The following is a 21,374-nucleotide window of genomic DNA, read 5'->3' on the forward strand; positions in this document are numbered from 1 at the left end:
CTATAACGGTCTAGGCCGTAATGTCCAGACCGAAGAGCCGGGCCGCGTTCCGCCACGCGACCAGCTCCGCCGTCTCGGCGTCCAGGTTCGCGGCCGCCACCGCGCCGAACGCCGACGCCGGGTCGATGAGGGTCGAGTCGGTGCCGAACAGCAGGCGCGTGCGGTCCACCCGGGCCGCCACCCGGGCGATGCGACCGGCCGGGGCGTGGGAGTAGCAGGGCTCCAGGTAGAGGCGGTCGCAGGCGTTCGCGGCCTCGATGGCGTGGGCATACCCTTCGGCGCCCATGTGGCCCGCGATGACCCGCAGGCCGGGCGTGTCGGCGCAGGTCTGGGCCAGGTCCAGCACCGTGGTGCCCCACGTGTGGACGAGTGCCGGCAGCCCGGCCTCCGCGACCATGGCCAGCGCCTCACGCGTCTGGGGCGAGGCGGCGGAGGAGCCGGTGTAGTCGGTGTGGATCTTGACGCCGGCGAACCGGCCGGTGGGAAGGTATTCCCGCAGGTCACGCTCGGCGTCGGCCAGTCTGCGGGGGTTGACGGTGACGTAGCCGAGGTGGCGGTCCTGCGTGGCCAGCCAGTCGGCCAGGGCCCGGTTGCCCGCCGGGGCGTCGTAGATCACCGCCTCGGTGGCCGACACGATCGACAGGTCGATGCCGAAGCGGTCCATGGTGGCCACGTTGGCCCCGGCGACGTCCATGGTGAAGAACCACGGGCCCCAGTGGGCGTGCACATCGATGATCATCCGAGCAGCCTCCGCGCGTTGCCGCCCGCCACGGCGGCGATCTCTTGGGGGGTCAGACCGCTGGTCGCCAGGCGCAGGAGCGGGACGACGGGCTCGTAGTGGGGGGTGCGCGAGCCGTACAGGAGCCGGTCCGCCGGTACGGTCTCCAGCGCGTCGGGGGAGTTGAGCAGCCGGGTCGAGGTGTGGAAGCCGGGCTCGTCGGCGGCGACGACCAGGAAGTCGCCGAGGTGGTAGAAGTGCGTGTCGAGGAAGACCACCGTGGCGTCCAGGCCCGAGAACGGCTGCCAGAACCGCCGCACGTCGCCGCCGGTCAGCACCACCAGCCCGAGCGTGGCCGCCCTCCTGGCGACGTGCCGGACCGAGGGGAAGCCCGCCTCGACGCCCTGCTCGCCGGGGAAGAGCCGGATCGCCCGGACGCCCAGCGGCGCCAGCCGGTCGATCTCCCGCACCGCGCCGATGGGATCGCGCAGATCCACGGTCCCGACCGGCACGACGGCGTCGCCCAGGGCCAGGACCTCGTCGTTTCCCGACCGCGTGTCGAACAGGGCGGCCCGCAGGGACGCCACCGCGCCGGCCCGGATCCGGTGTGAGGCCAAGGTCTTCAGGACGGTCTCCGGGGTGCCCGGTGGGCCGTCGCGGTCGGGGTACGCGCCGACCAGCACGTCCACGTCCAGGGTCACTTCGAGCTCGCCGACCAGTTCCCGCGCGTCGAACGCCGTCACACCCGTACCTCCATTGACTAATCGCGCTCAGCAGATTACGGTCTGGGCCAAAATTGGGCAACAAGGAGGTGCGGCCGTGCCGCGCAGGTCCCTCGCCGTTTTAGCCGCTCTCGCCGTGACCCTGTCGCTGACGGCGGTCCCCGCTGAGGCGACGCCCCGCACATGTGACCGGCCCCGCGTGGAGACGTTCGGTCCCGCGTCGGTCACCGGAGCCATCGTGGGAGCCGCCGTCCACGAGGGCAGGGCGTACGTGGTCGCGCGCGGCCAGAAACCGCCCGTGCTGGCCGAGATCGACCTGGCCACCCGGAAAGTCGTCAGGAGCGTCCGCCTGCCCGACGCCCCGGCGACCGGCGAACCCGAGGGCGGCTGGGCCACCGCCGTGTCCGGCGGCAAGGTGTACGTCGGCACCTACCCCGTACCCGACCTCTACAGCTTCGACCCGGCCACCGGCGAGGTCGCGCACCTGGCCACGCTGGGCAGGAACGGCGGCTTCGTCTGGAGCCTGGCCGCCGCGCCCGACGGCACCCTCTACGCGGGCACCTACCCCGACGGCCGCGTCAAGGAGTACGTCCCCGCCACCGGCGCGATCCGCGACTTCGGCGTGCTGGCCGCCGGGGAGCGCTACGTCAGGGCGGTCGCCGCCGACGCCGTGAACGTCTACGCCGGCCTGCTCGACAAGGGCAGGCTCGTCGCGATCGACCGCGCGACCGGCGCCGTCAAGGAGCTGGCCCAGGGCACGGCCGGCATCGGCGTCGTCGCCGACCACGGCGACCGCGTGCTCGCGGTGAGCGGGCCCACGCTGATCGACGTGCGCAAGGACGGCACCGACATCAGGCGCGTCGCCCTCGGCTCGGGCAGCCTCGACGCCCTCACCGTGGCCCCCGACGGCACCGTCTACGGCACCTCGCGCCCCGATGGCGCCGTCCACCGCTACCGCACCGGCGACGGCGCGATCACCAAGGTCGCCGACCCGCCGTCGCAGGACGACGAGACCCGGCGGCTCGCCCTCGTGGACGACCACACCCTGGTGGGCTTCTCCGGCAGCGGCGGCATGTGGTCGCTGGACCTGCGTACCGGTGTCCCGGACTTCACCGACCTGATCGAGGCCGGCCTGCCGAGCGGCCCCGAGCGCCCGCAGAGCATGCTGCTGGTGCCCGGCCGCGCCGTCTACGTCGGCGGCCACTTCTTCATGGACGTGCGTGACCTGCGCACCGGGAAGCAGCGCAGGTTCCGCGTCCCCGGCGAGCCCAAGGACCTGGTGCGGCGCGGCGACAAGATCTACGCCGCCATCTACCCCAGCGGGCAGATCATCTCCATCGACCTGCGCACCGACCGGGTGCGTGGCGTGGCCCACCTGGGTCACGACCAGCAGCGCCCGTGGGACATCGAGTACGACCCCGTCACCGACAAACTGCTGGTCGCCTCCGCCCCGCTCGGCGGCAGACTCGAAGGCGCCCTGTCCGTCATCGACCCCCGCACCGGCCGGGTCGACTCCTACCTCGGCGTCATCCCCGGCCAGAGCCTGATGAGCCTCTCGCTCGACTCCCGCAGGGGCGTCGTCTACCTGGGCGGCGACGTGCTCGGCGGCGGCGGTGTCACCCCGGTCAAGACCACGGCCTCCGTCGCCGCCTTCGACCTCAGGACCCGCAAGGTCCGGTGGCAGGCCGACCCGGTGCCGAACATGCGCACATTCCAGGACATCAAGGTCCACGACGGCCTGCTGTACGGCGTCTACAAGCGCGATTCCGGCGCCTGGATCGCCCTCGACCTGGCCACCAGGACCGTCAAGCACCAGGGCACCCTGTCCGGGTACGGCGAGCTGACCGTGCACCGCGGCAAGGTGTTCGCCAGTACGTTCTTCGGCGGCGGCAACGCCTACGAGCTGGGCGCCGAGACCCGGCACCTGGCCACCGGCCTGGGCGACGACTGGTACACCAACCCGCAGCTCCACTTCGAGCCCGGCTCCTGGCGCGCGTGGGCGCTGAGCGGCCGGCACCTGGCCAGGATCGACCTCGACCCGCGCTGCCCGCTCCTGACCATCACCCAGAGCTGATGCCGGACTTCGTGCTGGACGCCCACCGGCTCATCGGCCCCGTGCCCTTCGACGACCTGCCGCGCGACCCGCGGCCGGAGATGGACCGGCTGGGCGTCCACCAGGCTCTCGTGACCCACACCCTCAGCCTCTATTCCGACGTCCGCGCCGGGAACGAGGCCCTGTTCGACGTCGGCGACCCCCGGCTGCGGCCGGTGCCGGTGCTGCTGCCGGAGCCGTTCGAGCCGGTGCCGGACTGGGACGTGCCCATGGTGCGGCTCTGCCCGGCCCGGCACCGCTTCGACCTGACAGGGCCTACCTCCCTGCGCCGGCTGGCCGCCCTGGGCACCACCGTGGCCATCGAACTCGACGAGACCTCCCCGGCGGAGCTGATCGCCCTCGCCGGGCGGCTGCCCGGACTGCGCGTCCTGCTGCTCAACCCCGGCTACCGGCGGCTGCGCGCGATCGGTGAGCTCATGGCCGAGCTCCCCGATCTGTGGCTGGAGATCGGCACCGTCAACACCCAGCACGGCGTCGAGTGGCTGGCCGGGCACGTCGGGGCCGAGCGGCTGGTGTTCGGCACCGGCGCGCCCGTCCTGGACGACTGCGGCCCCCGGTTCCTGCTCGACCATCTCGACCTGCCGGAGGCCGACATCGACCTGATCGCGGCGGGTGGCAGCCTGTTCGCGGAAGGAGGCCCGCGATGATCCTGGACGCGCACGGTCACCTGGGTCCCTGGCCCGACTTCCTCATCCCCGACCCGTCGGCCGTCGGCCTGGTCGCCTCGATGGACCGGCTCGGGATCGACGCCATCGGGATCAGTCACCTGCTCGCCGTCGGGCCGTGCGCGGAGGAGGGCAACCGGCTGGCGTTCGCCGCGGCCGAGCGGCATCCGGGGCGGTTCGGGGTGTGGCAGGTGTACAACCCGCACCAGCGCAACCGGCTCACCCGGGACGGTGTCTGGGGGGTCAAGATCCATCCGGACGTGCACGAGTGCCGTCTCGACGACGCCCGTTACGACCCGGTGTGGGAGCTCGGCCTGCCGGTGCTCGCCCACGGCCAGACGGACTCGCCGTGGAGCGACCCGGCGCGGTTCGCCACCGTGGCCGGGCGGCACCCGGGCGTACCGCTGCTGCTCGGGCACGCCGGGCTCTGGCCGCACGGGTTCGCCAGGGCGGCCGAGCTGGTGAGCGGGCATCCGAACGTCTACCTGGAGATCTGCGGCTCCAGGATGACCGGCCGCTGGATCGCCCGGCTCGCCGCCCTGCTGGGGGCCGACCGCGTGGTGTACGGCTCCGACGCCTGCTTCCTCGACCTGCGTGTCGGCTTCGGCCGCGTCGCCCTCGCCCCGCTCGACCCCGCCGGCCGGGCCCTCATCCAGGGCGGCAACCTGGCCCGCCTCCTGAAGGGACGCCTCCCATGACCCTCGCCCTGCACGGCGGCACCCCCGTACGCACCGCCCCGTGGCCGTCGTGGCCGCCGCCGATCGACGAGGCCCAGTGGGAGCTCGTCACCGCCGTGCTGGAGAGCGGCCGGTGGGGCGCCACGCAGGGCGGGTCCGTGTGCGCGGAGCTGGCCGAGGCGTTCGCGCGCCGCTCCGGCGTCCCGTACGGCGTGGCCGTCGGCAACGCCACGCTCGGCCTGTTCGCCGCCCTGCGCGGCCTGGGCGTCGGGCCTGGGGACGAGGTGATCGTCCCGGCGTACACGTTCGTCGCCTCGGCCACGGCCGTCCTGCTCGCCGGCGCCGTCCCCGTGATCGCCGACGTCGACCCGGCCGACCTGCACCTGTCCGCGCGGACGACGGAGGCGGCGGTCACCGGACGGACCGCCGCGATCATGCCGGTGCACCTCGCCGGCAGCCCCGCCGACATGGACCCGCTGAACGCTTTCGCCGCCCGGCACGGCCTGGCCGTGATCGAGGACGCCGCCCAGGCCCACGGCGCCACCTACCGGAACCGGCCGATCGGCGGGCTCGGCGACGCCGGGGTGTACAGCTTCCAGGCCAGCAAGGCGATGACGGCGGGGGAGGGCGGCCTGATCGTCTGCCGGGACGAGATCGTGTACGAGGCCGTCTGGTCGGCCTGCAACGTCGGCCGCCTGCGCGGCGGCACCTGGTACGGCCACCCGGGCGTCGGCTGGAACCTGCGCCTGACGGAGATCCAGGCCGCGCTCCTGCTGCCCTGGCTGGACCACCGCCTCGACGCGGAGATCGACCGGCGGAACGCCTTCGCCACCGCACTCGAACGCGAACTCGGGCACCTGGGCGACGCGGTCACCGTGGTGCCGAGGCCGCCGGGCACCACGCGCGACTCGCGGCATTTGCTCATGCTCCGCCTGCGCACCCCCGTCGGCCGCTCGTTCCTGCTGCGGGCGATGGCGGCGGAAGGCGTACCGCTCGACGCCGGTTACCCGCCGCTCGGCACCCTGCCGGCGCTGACCGAGGCGGGCGCCCGCGCCGAGCCCTGCCCGGCGGCCGACGCGGCCGCCGGCGACGTGGTCTGGGTCCGCCAGCCCATGCTCATGGACGACCCCGCGAACGCCGCCGGCGTCGCCGAGGCCCTGGCGAAGGTCCTGACGGAAGGCCGTCAGGCGTGAACGGGAGCGGTGACCACGGGGGTCTCCGCGCCGTGGATCAGGGCGGAGCAGTCGTCGATCGACTCCTCCAGCAGCCGGCACAGCAGCGCGTCCGGGTCGTTGATGCACGCCTGCACGATGCCCACCACCGCGAGCTGCACCGCGTTAGGCGCGGCGTACCGGCGGAAGCCCTTCTCCGTGATCCGGGCCGCCCGGCTGAAGCGCCTGGCCTGCTCGGCCGCCTGCGGCACCTCTGCCATCGCCCGCCGGCTCGTCTCGCTCAGCCGGCCTGACGGAGCGCCGTCGAGGCGCGCCAGCATCTCCTCGGCGGCCAGCACCGACACCGCCAGCGCCAGTTGCCGCTCGGCCGCCGCCACCGGCAGGGCCATGGTGGCGCAGCGCAGCGCTATCCGCGCGTCCACCCGCAGGTCATCGCTGGCCAGGCCGATGATGGACGGGACCAGCCGGACGAGTTTGGCCCGGCTCTCGTCGCCGGTGTTGTCGTTGACCAGGCGGGCGAGCGCGGCCAGCAACGGATGCGTGCAGGCCGGATGATCGCTCCATCGTTCCCCGGCCAGATAGGAGGCCAGCTCCATGAAGCACGCACCGCGTTTGGGGTTGCGATGCCTGCCACGGGACAGGACCGGCATGTGATCAAGGTGATTGTCCACGGGTGCTCCACTGCTCCACGCGATCGCCGTCTATCCAGTTTGCGCCGTCGTGCCGCTCAACGCCAGTAAATACCCCGAAAGGTCACACTCAGACACTTAAGACCGCACGAATACCGCGACCGTGCGCGCCGGGACCGTCAGCGTGCCGGTGGCGGGGTCGAACGCCGACTCCCGTACGACGGGGTCGTCCGAGACCGCCTGGACGGGATGGAGCGCCACCGTCCCCGCCGATTCCGGCATCGCCTGGGCGCACGCCGACGGCGTCGCGTTGAACACCACCGTGACCGACGTCCAGCGCGGATCCAGGCCCGCCGTGTCCACGTGCAGGGCGATCACCCCCTCCGCCGACGCGGGGAACGACAGCCGCCGCCGGATCTCGGCCGCCGACCCCAGCGCGAACGCCGGCGACGACGCCCTGATCCGCAGCAGCTCGCCGAACCTGGCCCGGCAGGCGTTGATCGCCGCGCAGTCCGGCCGGAGCGCGGGGTCGGCGAGCAGCGGCCTGGCGTAGGGCCACCTGTCCTCGTTGCCCGCCTTCGGCGGCAGGCCCGCGCCGAAGCCGTTGCCGTCCGCGCAGTCCCACAGCAGCCGGTTGAACCAGTCGCCGGAGTCGTAGGAGTTGCGGTCGAGCGACTTCGAGCGCAGCCGCTCGGAGCCCGCGTGCACGAACGCCGCCCCCTGCGCCAGCACGGCCATGGCCAGCGACAGCGCCTGCATGCGCACCCGGTCCGCCATCGGGGTGTCGCGCGGCAGCTTGTACGCCAGCGCGTCGTACAGCGTCTCGTTGTCGTGCGCGTCCACGTACGTCACCACGTCGTCAGGGCCGGCCGCGTATCCGGCGGGCGAGCCGTTGTAGCTCACCTCCGAGCCCTTGCGGCCCGACGGCAGCACGTAGTCGCGCAGGCTGCCGGTCAGCCCGATCCTGATCAGGTCGCCGTAGCCGGCCAGCCGGTCCCGCCGCTGCTCGGGCGTGCCGTTGGCCGGGGAGCCGTTGGGCGCCCCCGCCAGCCCGGAGCCGAAGCCCTGCACGCGCGGGTCGGCGTCGAACGGCCCGCCGCCGCGCACCGCGTCGCGCAGCCGGTCATTGAACGTCCCGATGCCGGTCCCGGCCAGGCCGGCCTGCGTGGCCTGCTCGAACCTGGCGCCGCCGGCCACCTCGCCGAAGTCCCAGCCCTCGCCGTACAGGATGATCGACCTCCCGTCCACGCCGTCCTTGTCCGGGGTCAGCGCGTCGAGGGCGTGGCGGACGGCGAGCAGGTTCGCCTTCGGGTGGTGGCCCATGAGGTCGAAGCGGAAGCCGTCGATCTTGTAATGTCGCGCCCAGGTGACGATCGAGTCGACCACGAGCCGGCCCATCATCGTGTGCTCGGGCGCGGTGCCGGCGCAGCAGGTGGAGGTGGCCACCGTGCCGTCGTCCAGCAGCCGGTGGTAGTAGCCGGGGACGATCGGGTCGAGCACGCCGGTGGAGTGGGTGTGGTTGTAGACGACGTCCATCACCACGCGCAGCCCGGCCCGGTTGAGCCCGGCGACCATGCCCCGGAACTCCGCGATCCGCCGGTCCGGCTCGGTCGCGTAGGAGCCCTCGGGCACCGTGTAGTGCAGCGGGTCGTACCCCCAGTTGAAGGAGTCGGTGGCGGCCGTGCGCGCCACGGACTCCTGCTGCCGCTCGGAGTCCGGGGGCAGCGCGGCCAGGCCGCCCTCCGGCTCGGTCCTGTCGGCCCGGCGCTCGGGGACGGTGGCGAGGTCGAACACCGGCAGCAGGTGCACGTGCGTCAGCCCGTCGCGGGCCAGGGCGCGCAGCTCCCGCATCCCGGCGGAGTCGCAGCGGAAGGCCGTGTACGTGCCGCGCCGCGCCTCCGGAACGCTCGCGTCGGAGGCGGAGAAGTCGCGTACGTGCAGCTCGTAGATCGAGGCCCGGTGCAGCGGCACGGCCGCCGGTTTGACCAGCCGGTCCCAGCCGGGCGGCTTGAGCGCGGCCGCGTCGAGGGAGACCAGCCGGCTGCGCACCCCGTCGGCGGTGACCGCCAGGCTGTAGGGGTCGGTGACCTCGTTCGTCACGATCTCGCCCGCCGCGGGGGAGTAGACGGTGACCAGGTATGTGTACTCGCGGCCCATCCACGACGGCGACCCGCGCACCGACCAGACACCGGTCTCGTCGTCGCGCCGCATCCGGCGCACGGTCCGGCCCCGGCCGCCGTACAGCGCCAGCTCCACCTTCCGCGCGGTCGGCGCCCACAGCGCCAGCCTCGGGACCACCCGCCCCGACGGGCCCAGCGCGGCGGTCGCGGCCTTGGCGTAGAGGTCGTCGAGCACGCCGGGGATCTGCACGCCCGTCGCGGCCAGCGGCGTGCCCTCGGAGTCCCGCGCGACGGCCACGACCCGGCCGCGCAGCGCCTCACGGACGAGACCGGCGTCACGCGGATCCACCTTCAGCGCCTGGAACCCGGCCAGATGCGGCCATTTCCGCCGCTGCTCCTCGCTCAGCGAGCCCGGCGACAGCCGAATGACCCCCAGGTCGCCGTCGAGTCCGCCCAGCGCCAGGGAGTGCCGATGCTCCGGCTCGACCTGCCAGGCCACCGTGTCCCGATCGATCCAGTGGGCCCTGGCCTTGCTCAGATCCGCGTGGTTGATGGAATCGCCCCCTGCAGTCCCAGCCGTCGTCATTCCCGTCCCGGGCGGCGGTGATGCGGATGACGGCGCTTGCAATACTTACAAAAGATTTCTGAAACCCGCTAAACCGCATCATGGCGGGCGCGCCAGCAGACGCCGGGCGCCGGGAGGTTCACAATGAAGGGCGTTCCGGCTTGACCTGCGAGAACATCGGGGAACGCGAGGTTCCGAGTCTCGGTCGCCGCGCGTGTGGATCAATGTAACAACTTGCAGAAACCTTATGTCCCCATCTACCGGTGAGCGTCACGTCGGCGTAACCTCCGGCTTACTCCGACCTCCGATCGAGCTGTGAGGAGCAGGACATGCGACGACTTTTACCGTCCGCAGCGGTCGTTGCGGCATTCACCCTGACGGTTTCCGCCTGCGGCGGCGGTGGCGGGGAGCCCGCCGCGCCGGCCGCGTCGGTCTCCGATCCGTCGAAGATCAGTGGCGAGGTGACCTGGTGGGACACGACGCGCCCGGACAGTGAGGGGCCCACGTTCCAGGCGTTGATCAAGGAATTCGAGACGAAATATCCGCAGATCAAGGTCAAATATGTGAACGTGCCCTCCGACCAGGCACAGAACCAGTTCCAGACGGCGGCCCAGGCCGGTTCGGGGGCGCCCGACGTGATCCGATCCGAGGTGGCGTGGACCTCGCAGTTCGCGTCACTGGGCTATCTGCAGCCGCTGGACGGGTCGCGGGCGGTCGACAAGCCCGAGGACTTCCTGCCGGGGCCGTTGAGCAGCACGAAGTACAACGGCAAGACCTATGCGGTGCCCCAGGTGACCGACACCCTCGCGTTGATCTACAACAAGCGGCTGCTGAAGGAGGCCGGGCACGAGGAGCCGCCCAAGACGATCCCCGAGCTGAAGCAGGCCGCCCTCGACGTCAAGGCCAAGACGGGCGTCGCCGGGCTGGCGCTCAACGTCGACTCCTACTTCCTGCTGCCCTTCATGTACGGCGAGGGCGGCGACCTGCTCGACGTGGCCAACAAGAAGATCGTGGTCAACTCCCCGGCGAACGTGAAGGCCATCGAGACGGTCTCCGACCTGATCACCTCGGGCGCCGCGCCGAAGCCGGCCACGACCGAGAGCTACGCCAACGCCATGACCGCCCTCAAGGAGGGCAAGGCGGCCATGATCTACAACGGGCCGTGGGCGCTGTCGGAGATCTACCAGGGCAAGGAGTTCAAGGACAAGAAGAACCTGGGCATCGCGCCGGTGCCGGCGGGCTCGGTCAAGGCCGCGGCGCCCACGGGCGGCTGGAACCTGGCGATCTACGCCGGGTCGAAGAACATCCCGGCGGCGTACGAGTTCGTGCGCTTCATGACCACCCCGGAGGCCCAGGCGAAGATCGCCAAGGAGATCAGCCTGCTGCCCACCAGGACCTCCGCGTACGAGAACCCGGACGTCAAGGGCAACGCGGACGTGGCCGTCTTCCAGCCGATCATGGACACGGCGGTGCCGCGCCCGTGGATCCCCGAGGGCGGGCAGCTGTTCCAGCCGCTGCTGGAGGGCTACCAGTCGCTCGTCGGCGGTGAGTCGGCGCCCGCGGACGTGCTCAAGAAGGTCGATGAGCAGTATCGCGGGATCATGAAGGACTGGAGCTGACCGGTGGCGGTATCGACCGGACGGGTGACGGCCGCGGGCGACTCCGCCCGCGGCCATCGCCGTGAGAAGCCGGGCCGGTGGCGGCGCTCCCTGTCCACCCACTGGTACGCGTGGGCGATGGTCGCGCCGGTGCTGGTCGTGATGCTGGTGCTGATCGGCTGGCCGCTGGCGCGCGGCGTCTATCTGTCGCTGACGGACGCGACGGAGGCCAACATCGGCCGCACCATCGGCGTGAACGTCATCCCGGCGACCTACGAGTTCGTCGGCTTCGACAACTACGTGCGGATCCTGACCAGCGGCCTGTTCTGGGACAAGCTGCTCTGGACGGTGGTGTGGACGGTCGCCTGCGTCGCCGCGCACTACGGCATCGGCCTCGGCCTGGCGGTGATGCTCAACCGGCGGTTGCGGTTCCGGTCGGTGTACCGGGTGCTGCTGATCCTGCCGTGGGCGGTGCCCGCGTTCGTGGCCGCGTTCATCTGGCGCTACCTCTACAACAGCGACTACGGCGTGATCAACGGCTTCCTCAAGATGGCCGGGCTGAGCGGCGTGGGCTGGCTGGACGACCCGTTCACGGCGAAGGTCGCGGTGATCGCGGTGAACGTCTGGATCGGCGTGCCGTTCATGATGGTCGCGCTGCTCGGCGGCCTGCAGTCGATCCCGGCCGAGCTGTACGAGGCCGCCGAGGTGGACGGGGCGGGCCCCTGGCAGCGGTTCAGGGCGATCACGCTGCCCGGGCTGCGCCAGGTGTCGAGCACGGTGGTCCTGCTCGGCACGATCTGGACGTTCAACATGTTCCCGATCATCTTCCTGGTGACCAGGGGCGGGCCGGGCAGCGAGACGGAGATCCTGGTCACCTACGCCTTCCGCGAGGCGTTCACCGGGATCCGCGACTACTCGGGCTCGGCGGCCTGGGGCGTGATCATCCTGGCCATGCTGGTGGTGCTCGCGGTCGGCTACCGGCGTACGTTGCGCAGTCAAGGAGACCCGTGGTGAAGACGCGTCCTCGCGGCGAGCGGGGGCCGCTGGCCTCCATCGGGCTGCACGGCGGGCTGCTGCTGGCCGTGGCGATCTCGCTGTTCCCCGTGGTGTGGCTGGTGCTCACCTCGCTCAAGCCGCGCGACAGCTGGCTGTCGGCCGAGCTGCAACTGTTCAACGACTCCTCCCTGGACAACTACGCCCGCGTGCTGACCGGCACGCAGTTCCCGCAGTGGTTGCTCAACAGTGTGCTGACGGCAGGGCTGACGATGGTCCTGGGCGTCTTCCTGGCCGCCACCACCGGCTACGCGGTCAGCCGGTTCCGCTTTCCCGGGCACCGGAGCGTGATGTGGCTGCTGCTGCTCACGCAGATGTTCCCGGTGGCGATCCTCATCGTGCCGCTCTACAACCTGATGGCCGGGCTGGGGCTGCTCAACCAGATCCCGGGGCTGGTGATCGCGTACATGACGATCGCGGTGCCGTTCTGCGCGTGGATGATGAAGAGCTACTTCGACACCGTGCCGGTGGAGATCGACCAGGCCGGCATGGTCGACGGGCTGACCCCGTTCGGCGTGTTCTGGCGGGTGGTGCTGCCGCTGGCCCGGCCGGGGATCGCGGTGACCGCGTTCTACTGCTTCATGACCGCCTGGGGCGAGGTCGGCTACGCCACGGTGTTCATGTCGCAGGAGGACAAGCGCACCCTGGGGGTGGGCCTGCAGCAGTTCATCGGCCAGCACTGGTCCGACTGGGGGCTGATGACCGCCTCGGCGGTGCTCATCGCGATTCCGGCCGGCGCGGTGTTCCTGCTGGTCCAGCGCCACCTGATCACCGGCCTGACCGCCGGGGCCACCAAATCGTAGTCAATTAATCACTTTGCGTAATCATTGCTGGTACGGGATCCTGATGAGGTGGACGGATTCATCGACCAGACCACCGGCGGCGTGACCGAGCTCCGGGTGCACGGAGTGTCGGGCACGCCGCCGGCCGGCATCCTCGATCATCCGCATCCGAGGCTCGTCGCGGGCGACGGCACCACCGGGTTCTACCGGCGCTGGTGGGCCGGTGGGCGGCCGACGGGCGAGCATCCCGACGTGCCGGGCGTGCGGCGCCGGGAGGCGTACGCGTGGGGCAACCTCACCTCCGGCGGACGCACGATCGCCCTGTGGCTGCTCCTGCTGCCGTTCTCGCTGGCCAACCTGTCCTACTTCATGCTGCCCCGGCCGGCCGGCGGGGCCCGGCTGCGGCACGCCGTCGAGGCGGCGCAGCGGCTGTTCGGGCTGCTGCTCACCGGGACGCTCGTCGGTGCCGTCACGCTGGCCAGCGTCGATCTCATCGGCTGGCAGTGCACCGCCGCCGGGCGGGCCTGCACCTACGACACGGCTCCGGTGTGGGTGCACTGGCTGGGGGCGCTGTGGGGCGACGAGCCGTCGAAGCGGCTGGCGGTCACCGCCGTCCCGCCGCTGCTGGTGGTCGTGCTGCTGTGGTGGATCGCGCGGCGCACCTGGCTCAGGGACGAACGGGTCGTGCCGCCCGCGAGCGAATGGCGGGCCGGTCCCGAGGTCGGGCCGCTGCTCGCGCGCCCGCGCCTGTGGCACGGGGCGGCGCCCGTCTGGCGGTTGCGGGTCGTGCACGTCGCCTACGCGATCGCCTCCATCGGGCTGGCCGTGTCGGCGCCGTTCGCGGGCACCCCCGCCGGGCTCGCGCTGACCCTGGCCAACGCGGGCCTGCTACTCGCCGCCGTGGTGCTGGCGGCGCTGCCGTCGATCGCCCGGCGGCTCGACCCGCACTCGGGGCGGCGGACTCCACCGTGGCTCACGTTCGCCTGTCACGCGCTGCGGGTGGGCGCGCCGCTGGCGTTCCTGGCCACGGTCGGCGCGGCGCTGGCCGGGCTGCCGTACTCGGGCGCGGTGACGCGGCAACTGCCCGGCGTGGGCTTTGGAACGGTCCAATTTGTACTGACTGTCGGGATCGGGGTGTTCATCCTCGCCGGCACGTGTGCGCTGGCCCGGATGGAGCGGCCTTCCGGGCGGCGGGCGCTGGGCGGGGTGGCGGCCTGGTTCACCCTGATGCTGGCCGCGGGCAGCGCCAACGTGCTGGCGCTCGGTCTGCTGTTCTGGACCGCCACGTTCTTCGGCGTGCCCGGCACCTCCGCCCATCCCGCTCACCTCGCCGCCCATCCGGCGCCGCTCGGCAGGAAGCTCTTCCTCGACGACCCCGTCTGGTGGACGGCGGCCCTGGTGCCGCTGCTGGTGCTCGGGCTGGCCGCCGTGGCGGTCGTGCTCTATCTGCTGCGGCGGGCCGAGGCGGCGCGGCTGGCACCCGAGCTGAAGGCCTACTACGGGCAGCGCGACGACGCCGGCGTGGTCGCCGGGAAGTGGGCGCTGGCCTCGCTCACCGATCGGGCCGGGCTCCTGCTGGCGGTGGTCACCGGGATCGGGGTGGCGGGGTTCGCCGCGGTGACCGTGATCTACGCGCTGCGGCTGCTCACCCCGGACGGGGGGATCGCCGGGCTGCTCGCCTCGGCCGGGAGCTGGGCCATGACGGCGATCGTCATCGGGCTGGTGCTGCTCGGGCGCAGGACGTACAGCGACACCCGGCTGCGCAGGACGATCGGGATCCTGTGGGACATCGCCACCTTCTGGCCCCGGGCCATCCATCCGCTGTCGCCGCCCTGCTACACCGAGCGGGTCGTCCCCGAGCTCATGTCCAGGGTCGGCGCGCTCGCCAGGACCGGCGGCGACCAGGTCGTCCTGTCCGGGCACAGCCAGGGCAGCGTCATCGCCGCCGCCCTCGCGCTGCAGCTCAGGCCCGCGATACGCGGGCGCGTCCGGCTGCTCACCCACGGGTCGCCGCTGCGCCGCCTGTACGCGCCGTTCTTCCCCGCCTACTTCGGCGACGGCGGGCTGGCGGCCGTGCGTGACGCGGTGCCCTGGAGCAACCTCTACCGGCTGAGCGACCCCATCGGCGGGTCCGTGTTCCGGCGGGTCGATCCCTTCACCTGCGAGCCGGACGCGGGCGCGGTGGACCGGTTCTGCTGGGACCCGCTCCCGCCCGGGCCCGGCGAGCCGCTGCCCGAGGCGCGATGGCACTCCGGTTACTGGCTCGAATGCCCGTATCACGAGGAACTGTCGCGGTTGATCGCCGTGAAGCCCGCCGCCTGAGCGGCTCGCCCGGTAGGGTGGCCCGCGTTCCGAGTCGATCGCCACGTCCACAGGGGGCTGACGGTGAGGTTGCTGCTGCTGATGGTGGTGGCGTGGGCCATGTGCTGGCCCGCCACGCCCGCTCAGGCGGAGGAGAGCGCGGAGAGCGGGCGGGTCGCCTTCATCGGGGTGCCGGGGCTGCTCTGGGCTGACGTGGATCCGACGGACACGCCACGCCTGTGGGAGCTGGCCGGGCAGAGCGGGCTCGGGTCCGTGTCCGTCAAGGCCGTCGGCACCGTGACCTGCCCGTACGACGGGTGGCTGAGCGTGTCGGCGGGCGTGCGGTCGGCCGTGGGGCAGCGGTGCGGGCTCCCGCCCGAGCCGATCGTCCAGGGCCAGGGCGCGGTCGTGCCCCAGGTGACCGAGCTGCTCAAGACCAGTGACGGCGCCTACGCCGGGACGATCGGCGCCGCCGCGCACGCCGCCGGGCAGTGCACGGCCGCCGTCGGGCGGGGCGCGGCGCTGGCGCTGGCCGACCGGGAGGGCAAGGTCGACCTCTACGCCGCCGAGCCGGCCGGGCTGGCCGACTGGTCGAAGTGCCGGGTGATCGCCGTGGACGTGCCCGCGTTCGCGCAGGCGTACCTGGTGGACGGCAAGCTGCCATCAGAGCCTGAGATCCTCGCGCCCGAACGCCGCCGTGAGCTGGCCCGCCAGGCCGACGCCCAGGTCGGCGCCGCCCTGGACCGGCTGCCCGCCGGCACCGAGATCATCCTGGCCGGGGTCGGCGACCACGGCTCGGTCCCGCACCTGCGGGCGGCGATGTGGAAGCGCCCCGGAACCGAGCAGCCGGCCGGCATCTCCGGCCCGTCCGTGGGGGCGCACTCGACGCGGCGCGACGACCTCGTCGTGCTGCCCGACGTCACGCCCACCATCCTGGCCGCCGCCGGCCTCGAAAGGCCCGCGAGCATGATCGGGCTGGCGTGGCGGCTCGGCGACCCCATCACGCCGGACGACCTGCGCAGGGACGACATGGCGGGCGTCACCGTGCGCGGCATGACCGGCATCTTCTTCACCGGGTTCGCCATTCTCACGGTCGCCTTCTATTCGCTGTCCTACCTCTTCCTGTCCCGCCGCCGGCGGCTCGGCCTGGTCGCGAAGGCCGCGGTCGTGATGGCCTCCATCCCCGTCTCGACGTACGTGGTCAACCTGCTGCCCTGGGACCGCAGCCCGTACCCGGTGGTGACGATGCTCGCCGGGGTGCTGGCGAGCACCGCGCTCATCTCCGTCGTGGCCCTGCGCGGCCCGTGGCGGCGCGACCCGCTCGGGCCGCCCGCGGCCGTCGCCGCGGTCAACGCGGCCGTGCTCGTGGGCGACCTGCTGACCGGCACGACGCTGCAGTTCAACTCGCTGATGGGCTACACGGCCGTGGTCGGCGGGCGCTACTACGGGCTGGCCAACATCCCGTACGCGCTGCTGGCCACCTCCGTCCTCATGGGCACCGCCGTGGCCGCCGAGCACCTCGTGCGCGCCGGTCACCGGCGGGCGGCGGTGGCCGGGGTGGCCGTGCTCGGCGTGGTGGCGATGCTGCTGGCGGGCTGGCCGGGCATCGGCAGCGACTTCGGCGGCGTGATCGCGTTCGTGCCCGGCATCGCCGTCACCGCGCTGCTCGTGGCGGGACAGCGGGTGTCGGTGCTGAAGCTGGCCGGGTTCTGCGTGCTGGGCGGCGTGGCGGTGTCGGCCATCGCCGTGCTCGACTACCTGCGGCCCCCGGCCTCGCAGACGCACCTCGGCAGGTTCGTGGGGCAGGTGATCGACGGGACCTTCCTGCCCATGATCGCGCGCAAGCTCGGCGCCATGCTGCACACCATGCTCTCCCCGAACCTCATGCCGATCGTGCTGGCCGGGCTCGCCTTCCTGATCTTCGCGGTGCTGCGGCCCGGGCAGGTGAGCGCGGGCATGGTGCCCAGGGCGTTCGCGCGGGCGCCCATGTTGCGGGCCGGGCTCATCGGCGCGATGGTCAGCGGCGTGGTCGGCATGCTGGTCAACGACTCGGGCACCGCCGTGCTGTCCATGGTGGTGGCGCTGGCCGTGCCGCTCGTGCTGCACGCGGGCGTGCGCTCACCAGAGGAGGAAGAGCTCCTCGGGAGCCCGGTGGATGAGCGTGGCCGCCATGCGGACGTCCTGCCCGCCGAGACGTAGGCCGGGCAGGTCGCGGACGAGCAGTTCGAGGGTGACCCTGAGCTGCTCGCGGGCCAGCAGCGCGCCCGGGCAGCCGTGGACGCCGTGCCCGAACGACAGGTGACGGACCGGCTCCCGCGTCAGGTCGAACGTGTCGGGCCGGTCGAAGACGGCGCCGTCCCGCCCGGCCGAGCCGAACGACACGAACACCGTGTCGTCCTCGCCCAGCGCGGTGCCCGCCAGCTCCAGCGGCGGGTGACCCGGCGGCGGAAGCCCTGGACCGGCGCCTCGAACCTGGCCGCCTCCTCGATGGCCGCCGGGATCAGCTCGGGGCGGAGCGCGCCCTGGGAGGAGAAGTCGCCCGGCCTGCTCAGCACCTCGCGCACGTCGGCGTGCCGGGCCACCAGCCAGGCGTCCAGCTCGTCGACGAAGGTCAGCCCCGGTGCGGCGCGCGCCCGGGCGTAGACGGGATACGGGTCGCGGTACAGCGCCTCTCGATCCACTCGCCCATCCTGTAAGCAGCGGCGGGGACGGGCAAGTTGTGAAATTATCTTTTAGTTCACTCCGAAGACTTGAAAGTTATATCCACGAGCGATTGAGTTCGGTCGTGCAGACCCTCCGATTGCTGGCCGCCGCCGCGCTCCTGTTAGGCCCCATGGCCGTAAGCGCGCCCGCGCAGGCCGACCCCGCGCCCCCCGCAGAAGACGCCCTCGAAGCGTCGTCCTATCCGGCGCCCTCCACGCTCCTCGCCAAGGCCACCGCCGGGCAGCAGCGCCTGGAGACGGCCAAGAGGACCCGGCCGGTCGCGCCCGGGATCTCGCTGACCTCGTTCGACACCTACGACGCGCTGGGCTGGCTGCGCGCCGACGCCGTCACCGCCGACCTCGGCGGCGCCAAGGCCGACTACGTGTTCTCGGGCGAGGTGTCCAAGACCGAGCCGCTGTCCGGTCCCGCCAAGCGCTCGCGCGCCGTCGCGGCCGTCAACGGCGACTTCTTCGACATCAACAACTCGGGCGCCGCCCAGGGCATCGGCGTCCAGGACGGCACGCTGATCCAGTCGCCGGTCACCGGTCACGAGAACGCGGTCGCCGTCACCGGTGAGGGCGTCGGGCGCGTGCTCAAGATGTACTTCGAGGGCAGCGCCACCCCGCAGGGCGGGTCGCCGATCGCGCTCACCCAGTTCAACCAGATCGTGCGGAGCGGCGGCGTGGGCCTGTTCACGCCGCTGTGGGGCTCCTACAACCGGGCCCGCGCCGTCGAGGGCGCCACGTCCGTCGCCGAGGCCGTCCTGGTGAACGGGGTGGTCTCCGAGGTACGCACCACGCCCGGCACCGGCCCCATCCCCGCAGGCACCACGATCCTGCTCGGCAGGGACGCCGGCGCCGCCGCGCTGTCGGCGCTGAAGCCCGGCGACCGGATCGACGTGAAGTACCAGCCGAAGCCGTCGGACGGCAGCTCCGTGAAGGCCGCCGTCGGCGGCAACTGGGTGCTGATCAAGGACGGCGTGGTCCAGAACTCCACCGACGCCGCCGCGCACCCGCGTACCGCCGTCGGGTTCTCCGCCGACGGCCGCAAGATGTACCTGCTCACCGTGGACGGCCGCCAGGTCGACAGCCGCGGCGTCACGCTGAACGAGCTCGCCGCCATGATGGCCGACCTCGGCGCCGCCAACGCGCTCAACCTCGACGGCGGCGGCTCCTCCACCATGCTGGCCCGCGAGCCCGGCGCCGCCGAGGTCCAGGTGGAGAACAGCCCCTCCGACGGCGGTGAGCGCCACGTCCCCAACGGCCTGGCGCTCTACGCGCCCGAGGGCAGCGGCAAGCTGAAGGGCTTCTGGCTGGAGACCGCCAGCGACCCCGCCAAGGCGCCCGGCGTCGGGCCCGTCGCCGGTGGCCGTCCCGAGCGCGTCTTCCCCGGCCTCAGCAGGAAGCTGACCGCCGCCGGGTACGACGAGACGTACGGCCCCGCCGCCGGCACCCCGTCGTGGCGGGCCGAACCCGCCGCCCACGGCGTGCTCCGCAACGGCCACTTCTACGCCCTCGACCCCGGCCGGACCACCGTCACCGCCTGGAACGGCATGGCCAAGGGCACCCTGGACATGACCGTGCTCCAGCCCCTGCGGCGGCTCGGCGCCACGGCCGACCGGCTCGGGATGCCGGGCGCGGGCGGCGTGGCCACGTTCGGCGTGGTCGGCTACGACCGCAACGGCAACTCCGCGCCCATCGAGCCCGGTGACCTCAGCCTCGACTACGACAAGAACCTGTTCGAGGTGAGCGCCACCGAGCAGGGCTACTTCACCGTCAAGGCGAAGCAGGCCACCGGCTCCGGGCTGATCACCGCCAAGGTCGGCGAGATCACCACCGCCGTGCCCGTGACCGTCGGATTCGAGGACAAGCCGGTCGCCGACTTCGAGGACGCGGCCAAGTGGACCTTCGCCGCCGCCCGCGCCACCGGCTCGCTGTCGGCGGCGCCCGGGCAGAGCGGGGGCGGGCTCAAGCTCTCGTACGACTTCACCACCTCGACCGCCACCCGGGCCGCGTACGCCAGCCCGCCCCAGCAGATCGTGGTGCCGGGGCAGCCACAGGCGTTCGGGCTCTGGATCCACTCCACCGGCAAGGGAGAGTGGCCGAGCCTGGAGTTCTACGACGCGCTCGGGCAGTCGCAGATCCTGCGCGGGCCGTACATGACGTGGACCGGCTGGAAGCTCGTCGAGTTCGCCGTGCCGCCGGGCGTCAACTACCCGCTCAAGCTGCGGCGCTTCTACGTGGCCGAGACCAAGGCCGACGTGAAGTACACCAACGAGATCATGATCGACGGGCTGGTGGCCAAGGTGCCGCCGTCGGTGTCGGCCCCGGCCGCGCCCAAGGTGGCCGACCCGGTGGTCAAGGCCGAGGTGTCCCGGATGCCGTGGCGGTTCGCGGTCATGTCGGACGCGCAGTTCGTGGCCAGGGACCCCGACAGCGACATCGTGAAGAACGCCCGCAGGACGCTGCGCGAGATCAAGGCGGCTTCGCCCGACTTCCTGCTGATCAACGGTGACCTGGTGGACGAGGCGTCGCCGGAGGACTTCGCGCTGGCGAAGAAGATCCTCGACGAGGAGCTCGGTGGAACGGTGAAATATCACTACGTTCCGGGCAACCATGAGGTCATGGGCGGCAAGATCGACAACTTCCGGGCCGTCTTCGGGGACACGTACACGACCTTCGACCACAAGGGCACCCGCTTCGTCACCCTGGACACCTCCCGCCTGAACCTGCGGGGCGGCGGCTACGACCAGGTGGCCATGCTGCGGAGCGAGCTGGACAAGGCCGCGAAGGACGACGCCATCGGGTCGGTCACCGTGCTGTTCCACGTGCCGCCGCGCGACCCGACGCCCGGCAAGGGCAGTCAGCTCGGCGACCGGAAGGAGGCGGCGCTCGTGGAAGGGTGGCTGTCCGACTTCCAGCGCACCACCGGGAAGGGCGCGGCCTACATCGGGGCGCACGTGGGGACGTTCCACGCCGACCGGGTGGACGCGGTGCCGTACTTCATCAACGGCAACTCCGGCAAGAACCCCGCCACCGCGCCCGACGACGGCGGGTTCACCGGGTGGTCGCTGTGGGGCGTCGACCCGGTGACCGCCGCCGAGGCCGAGGAGGCGAAGCGCGACTGGTTCACCGGCGGGCCGCAGTGGATCGGCACGCAGGTACGGCCGCACCTCGACGAGCTCACCCTGACCGCGCCCGGCTCGGTCGCCGTGGGCGCGCCGGGCAAGGTGACGGCCGTGGTGCGGCAGGGGAACAGGACGGTGCCGGCCGCGTACCCGGTGTCGGTCACGTGGGCGGGCTCGGCGAACCTGCACATCGGGACGCCCGAGACGGCCAAGCCCTCGCACGCGGCCGCCTTCGACCCGGCGACGGGCACGCTGACGGCCCTGTTCCGGGGGCAGGTGACGATCTCCGTCACGGTCAGCGGCGTCACCCGGCAGGCTCAGGTGTCGGTGATGCCCAGGACCGCCGGCTGATCTTGACGGAAAGGGCCCCGCGGGACGTCCCGCGGGGCCCTTTCCTGTCGGGTCGTGTTCGGTTCGGCGGGTCGCGGG

16 protein-coding genes are annotated in these 21,374 nt (G+C 72.3%); 10 read left to right on the forward strand and 6 right to left on the reverse strand.

Going from position 1 to position 21,374, the window contains the following annotated elements; genetic code table 11:
- Positions 1-10: 10 nt before the first annotated feature.
- Positions 11-739, reverse strand: coding sequence for an amidohydrolase family protein (locus C4V41_RS32965; RefSeq protein ID WP_103959862.1), 729 nt, complete (start codon positions 737-739; stop codon positions 11-13).
- Positions 736-1,461, reverse strand: a complete 726-nt coding sequence (locus tag C4V41_RS32970) for an amidohydrolase family protein (RefSeq protein ID WP_200824387.1) — start codon at positions 1,459-1,461, stop codon at positions 736-738. Before C4V41_RS32970 ends, C4V41_RS32965 begins: the two co-directional genes overlap by 4 nt.
- Before the next feature lie 76 nt (positions 1,462-1,537).
- Between C4V41_RS32970 and C4V41_RS32975 the strand changes: the two genes are divergently transcribed.
- The 4 genes from C4V41_RS32975 to C4V41_RS32990 are packed head-to-tail and all read left to right on the forward strand — an operon-like array spanning position 1,538 to position 6,088.
- Positions 1,538-3,514 carry an outer membrane protein assembly factor BamB family protein gene (locus C4V41_RS32975; protein WP_103959863.1) on the forward strand — a complete coding sequence of 659 codons (1,977 nt, stop codon included), beginning with the start codon at positions 1,538-1,540 and terminating at the stop codon, positions 3,512-3,514.
- A complete protein-coding gene (locus C4V41_RS62145; protein WP_160150478.1) occupies positions 3,514-4,200 on the forward strand; it encodes an amidohydrolase family protein in 687 nt (228 codons plus the stop codon). Before C4V41_RS32975 ends, C4V41_RS62145 begins: the two co-directional genes overlap by 1 nt.
- Positions 4,197-4,916, forward strand: coding sequence for an amidohydrolase family protein (locus tag C4V41_RS32985; protein WP_103959864.1), 720 nt, complete (start codon positions 4,197-4,199; stop codon positions 4,914-4,916). The genes C4V41_RS62145 and C4V41_RS32985 overlap by 4 nt, the downstream gene beginning before the upstream one ends.
- Positions 4,913-6,088, forward strand: coding sequence for a DegT/DnrJ/EryC1/StrS family aminotransferase (locus tag C4V41_RS32990; RefSeq protein WP_103959865.1), 1,176 nt, complete (start codon positions 4,913-4,915; stop codon positions 6,086-6,088). The genes C4V41_RS32985 and C4V41_RS32990 overlap by 4 nt, the downstream gene beginning before the upstream one ends.
- On the opposite strand, the gene C4V41_RS32995 is transcribed toward C4V41_RS32990, so the two are convergent.
- The gene (locus C4V41_RS32995) at positions 6,079-6,738 is read right to left on the reverse strand and encodes a hypothetical protein (protein WP_235030509.1); all 660 of its coding nucleotides are present in this window, start codon (positions 6,736-6,738) and stop codon (positions 6,079-6,081) included. The genes C4V41_RS32990 and C4V41_RS32995 overlap by 10 nt on opposite strands.
- Positions 6,739-6,834: 96 nt before the next feature.
- A complete protein-coding gene (pulA, locus tag C4V41_RS33000) occupies positions 6,835-9,402 on the reverse strand; it encodes a pullulanase-type alpha-1,6-glucosidase (RefSeq protein ID WP_103959866.1) in 2,568 nt (855 codons plus the stop codon).
- Between the two features lie 308 nt (positions 9,403-9,710).
- Here pulA and C4V41_RS33005 point away from each other — a divergent pair, with 308 nt between their 5' ends.
- The 5 genes from C4V41_RS33005 to C4V41_RS33025 all read left to right on the forward strand — a co-directional run bounded on the left by C4V41_RS33005 (position 9,711) and on the right by C4V41_RS33025 (position 17,314).
- A complete protein-coding gene (locus C4V41_RS33005; protein WP_103959867.1) occupies positions 9,711-11,000 on the forward strand; it encodes an extracellular solute-binding protein in 1,290 nt (429 codons plus the stop codon).
- Positions 11,001-11,003: 3 nt separating this feature from the next.
- Positions 11,004-11,993 carry a carbohydrate ABC transporter permease gene (locus tag C4V41_RS33010; RefSeq protein WP_103959868.1) on the forward strand — a complete coding sequence of 330 codons (990 nt, stop codon included), beginning with the start codon at positions 11,004-11,006 and terminating at the stop codon, positions 11,991-11,993.
- Complete coding sequence (locus tag C4V41_RS33015; RefSeq protein WP_235030510.1) at positions 11,990-12,835, forward strand: sugar ABC transporter permease; 846 nt, start codon at positions 11,990-11,992, stop codon at positions 12,833-12,835. Before C4V41_RS33010 ends, C4V41_RS33015 begins: the two co-directional genes overlap by 4 nt.
- Positions 12,836-12,883: 48 nt before the next feature.
- Positions 12,884-15,136: a hypothetical protein gene (locus C4V41_RS33020; protein ID WP_103959870.1), complete on the forward strand. Its 2,253-nt coding sequence runs from the start codon at positions 12,884-12,886 to the stop codon at positions 15,134-15,136.
- Between the two features lie 63 nt (positions 15,137-15,199).
- Positions 15,200-17,314 (forward strand): alkaline phosphatase family protein, encoded by a 2,115-nt coding sequence (locus tag C4V41_RS33025; protein WP_146103881.1) that lies wholly within the window; start codon positions 15,200-15,202, stop codon positions 17,312-17,314.
- On the opposite strand, the gene C4V41_RS63265 is transcribed toward C4V41_RS33025, so the two are convergent.
- The gene (locus C4V41_RS63265) at positions 17,234-17,503 is read right to left on the reverse strand and encodes a cytochrome P450 (RefSeq protein ID WP_200824388.1); all 270 of its coding nucleotides are present in this window, start codon (positions 17,501-17,503) and stop codon (positions 17,234-17,236) included. The genes C4V41_RS33025 and C4V41_RS63265 overlap by 81 nt on opposite strands.
- Entirely contained in the window at positions 17,434-17,796 is a 363-nt protein-coding gene (locus C4V41_RS63270) for a hypothetical protein (RefSeq protein ID WP_200824389.1), read from the reverse strand. Before C4V41_RS63270 ends, C4V41_RS63265 begins: the two co-directional genes overlap by 70 nt.
- 104 nt (positions 17,797-17,900) lie before the next feature.
- Here C4V41_RS63270 and C4V41_RS33035 point away from each other — a divergent pair, with 104 nt between their 5' ends.
- Positions 17,901-21,296, forward strand: a complete 3,396-nt coding sequence (locus tag C4V41_RS33035) for a phosphodiester glycosidase family protein (protein ID WP_235030511.1) — start codon at positions 17,901-17,903, stop codon at positions 21,294-21,296.
- The last annotated feature ends 78 nt before the right edge of the window (positions 21,297-21,374 follow it).

It is taken from the genome of Nonomuraea solani, assembly GCF_900108335.1.
GTDB lineage: Bacteria > Actinomycetota > Actinomycetes > Streptosporangiales > Streptosporangiaceae > Nonomuraea > Nonomuraea solani.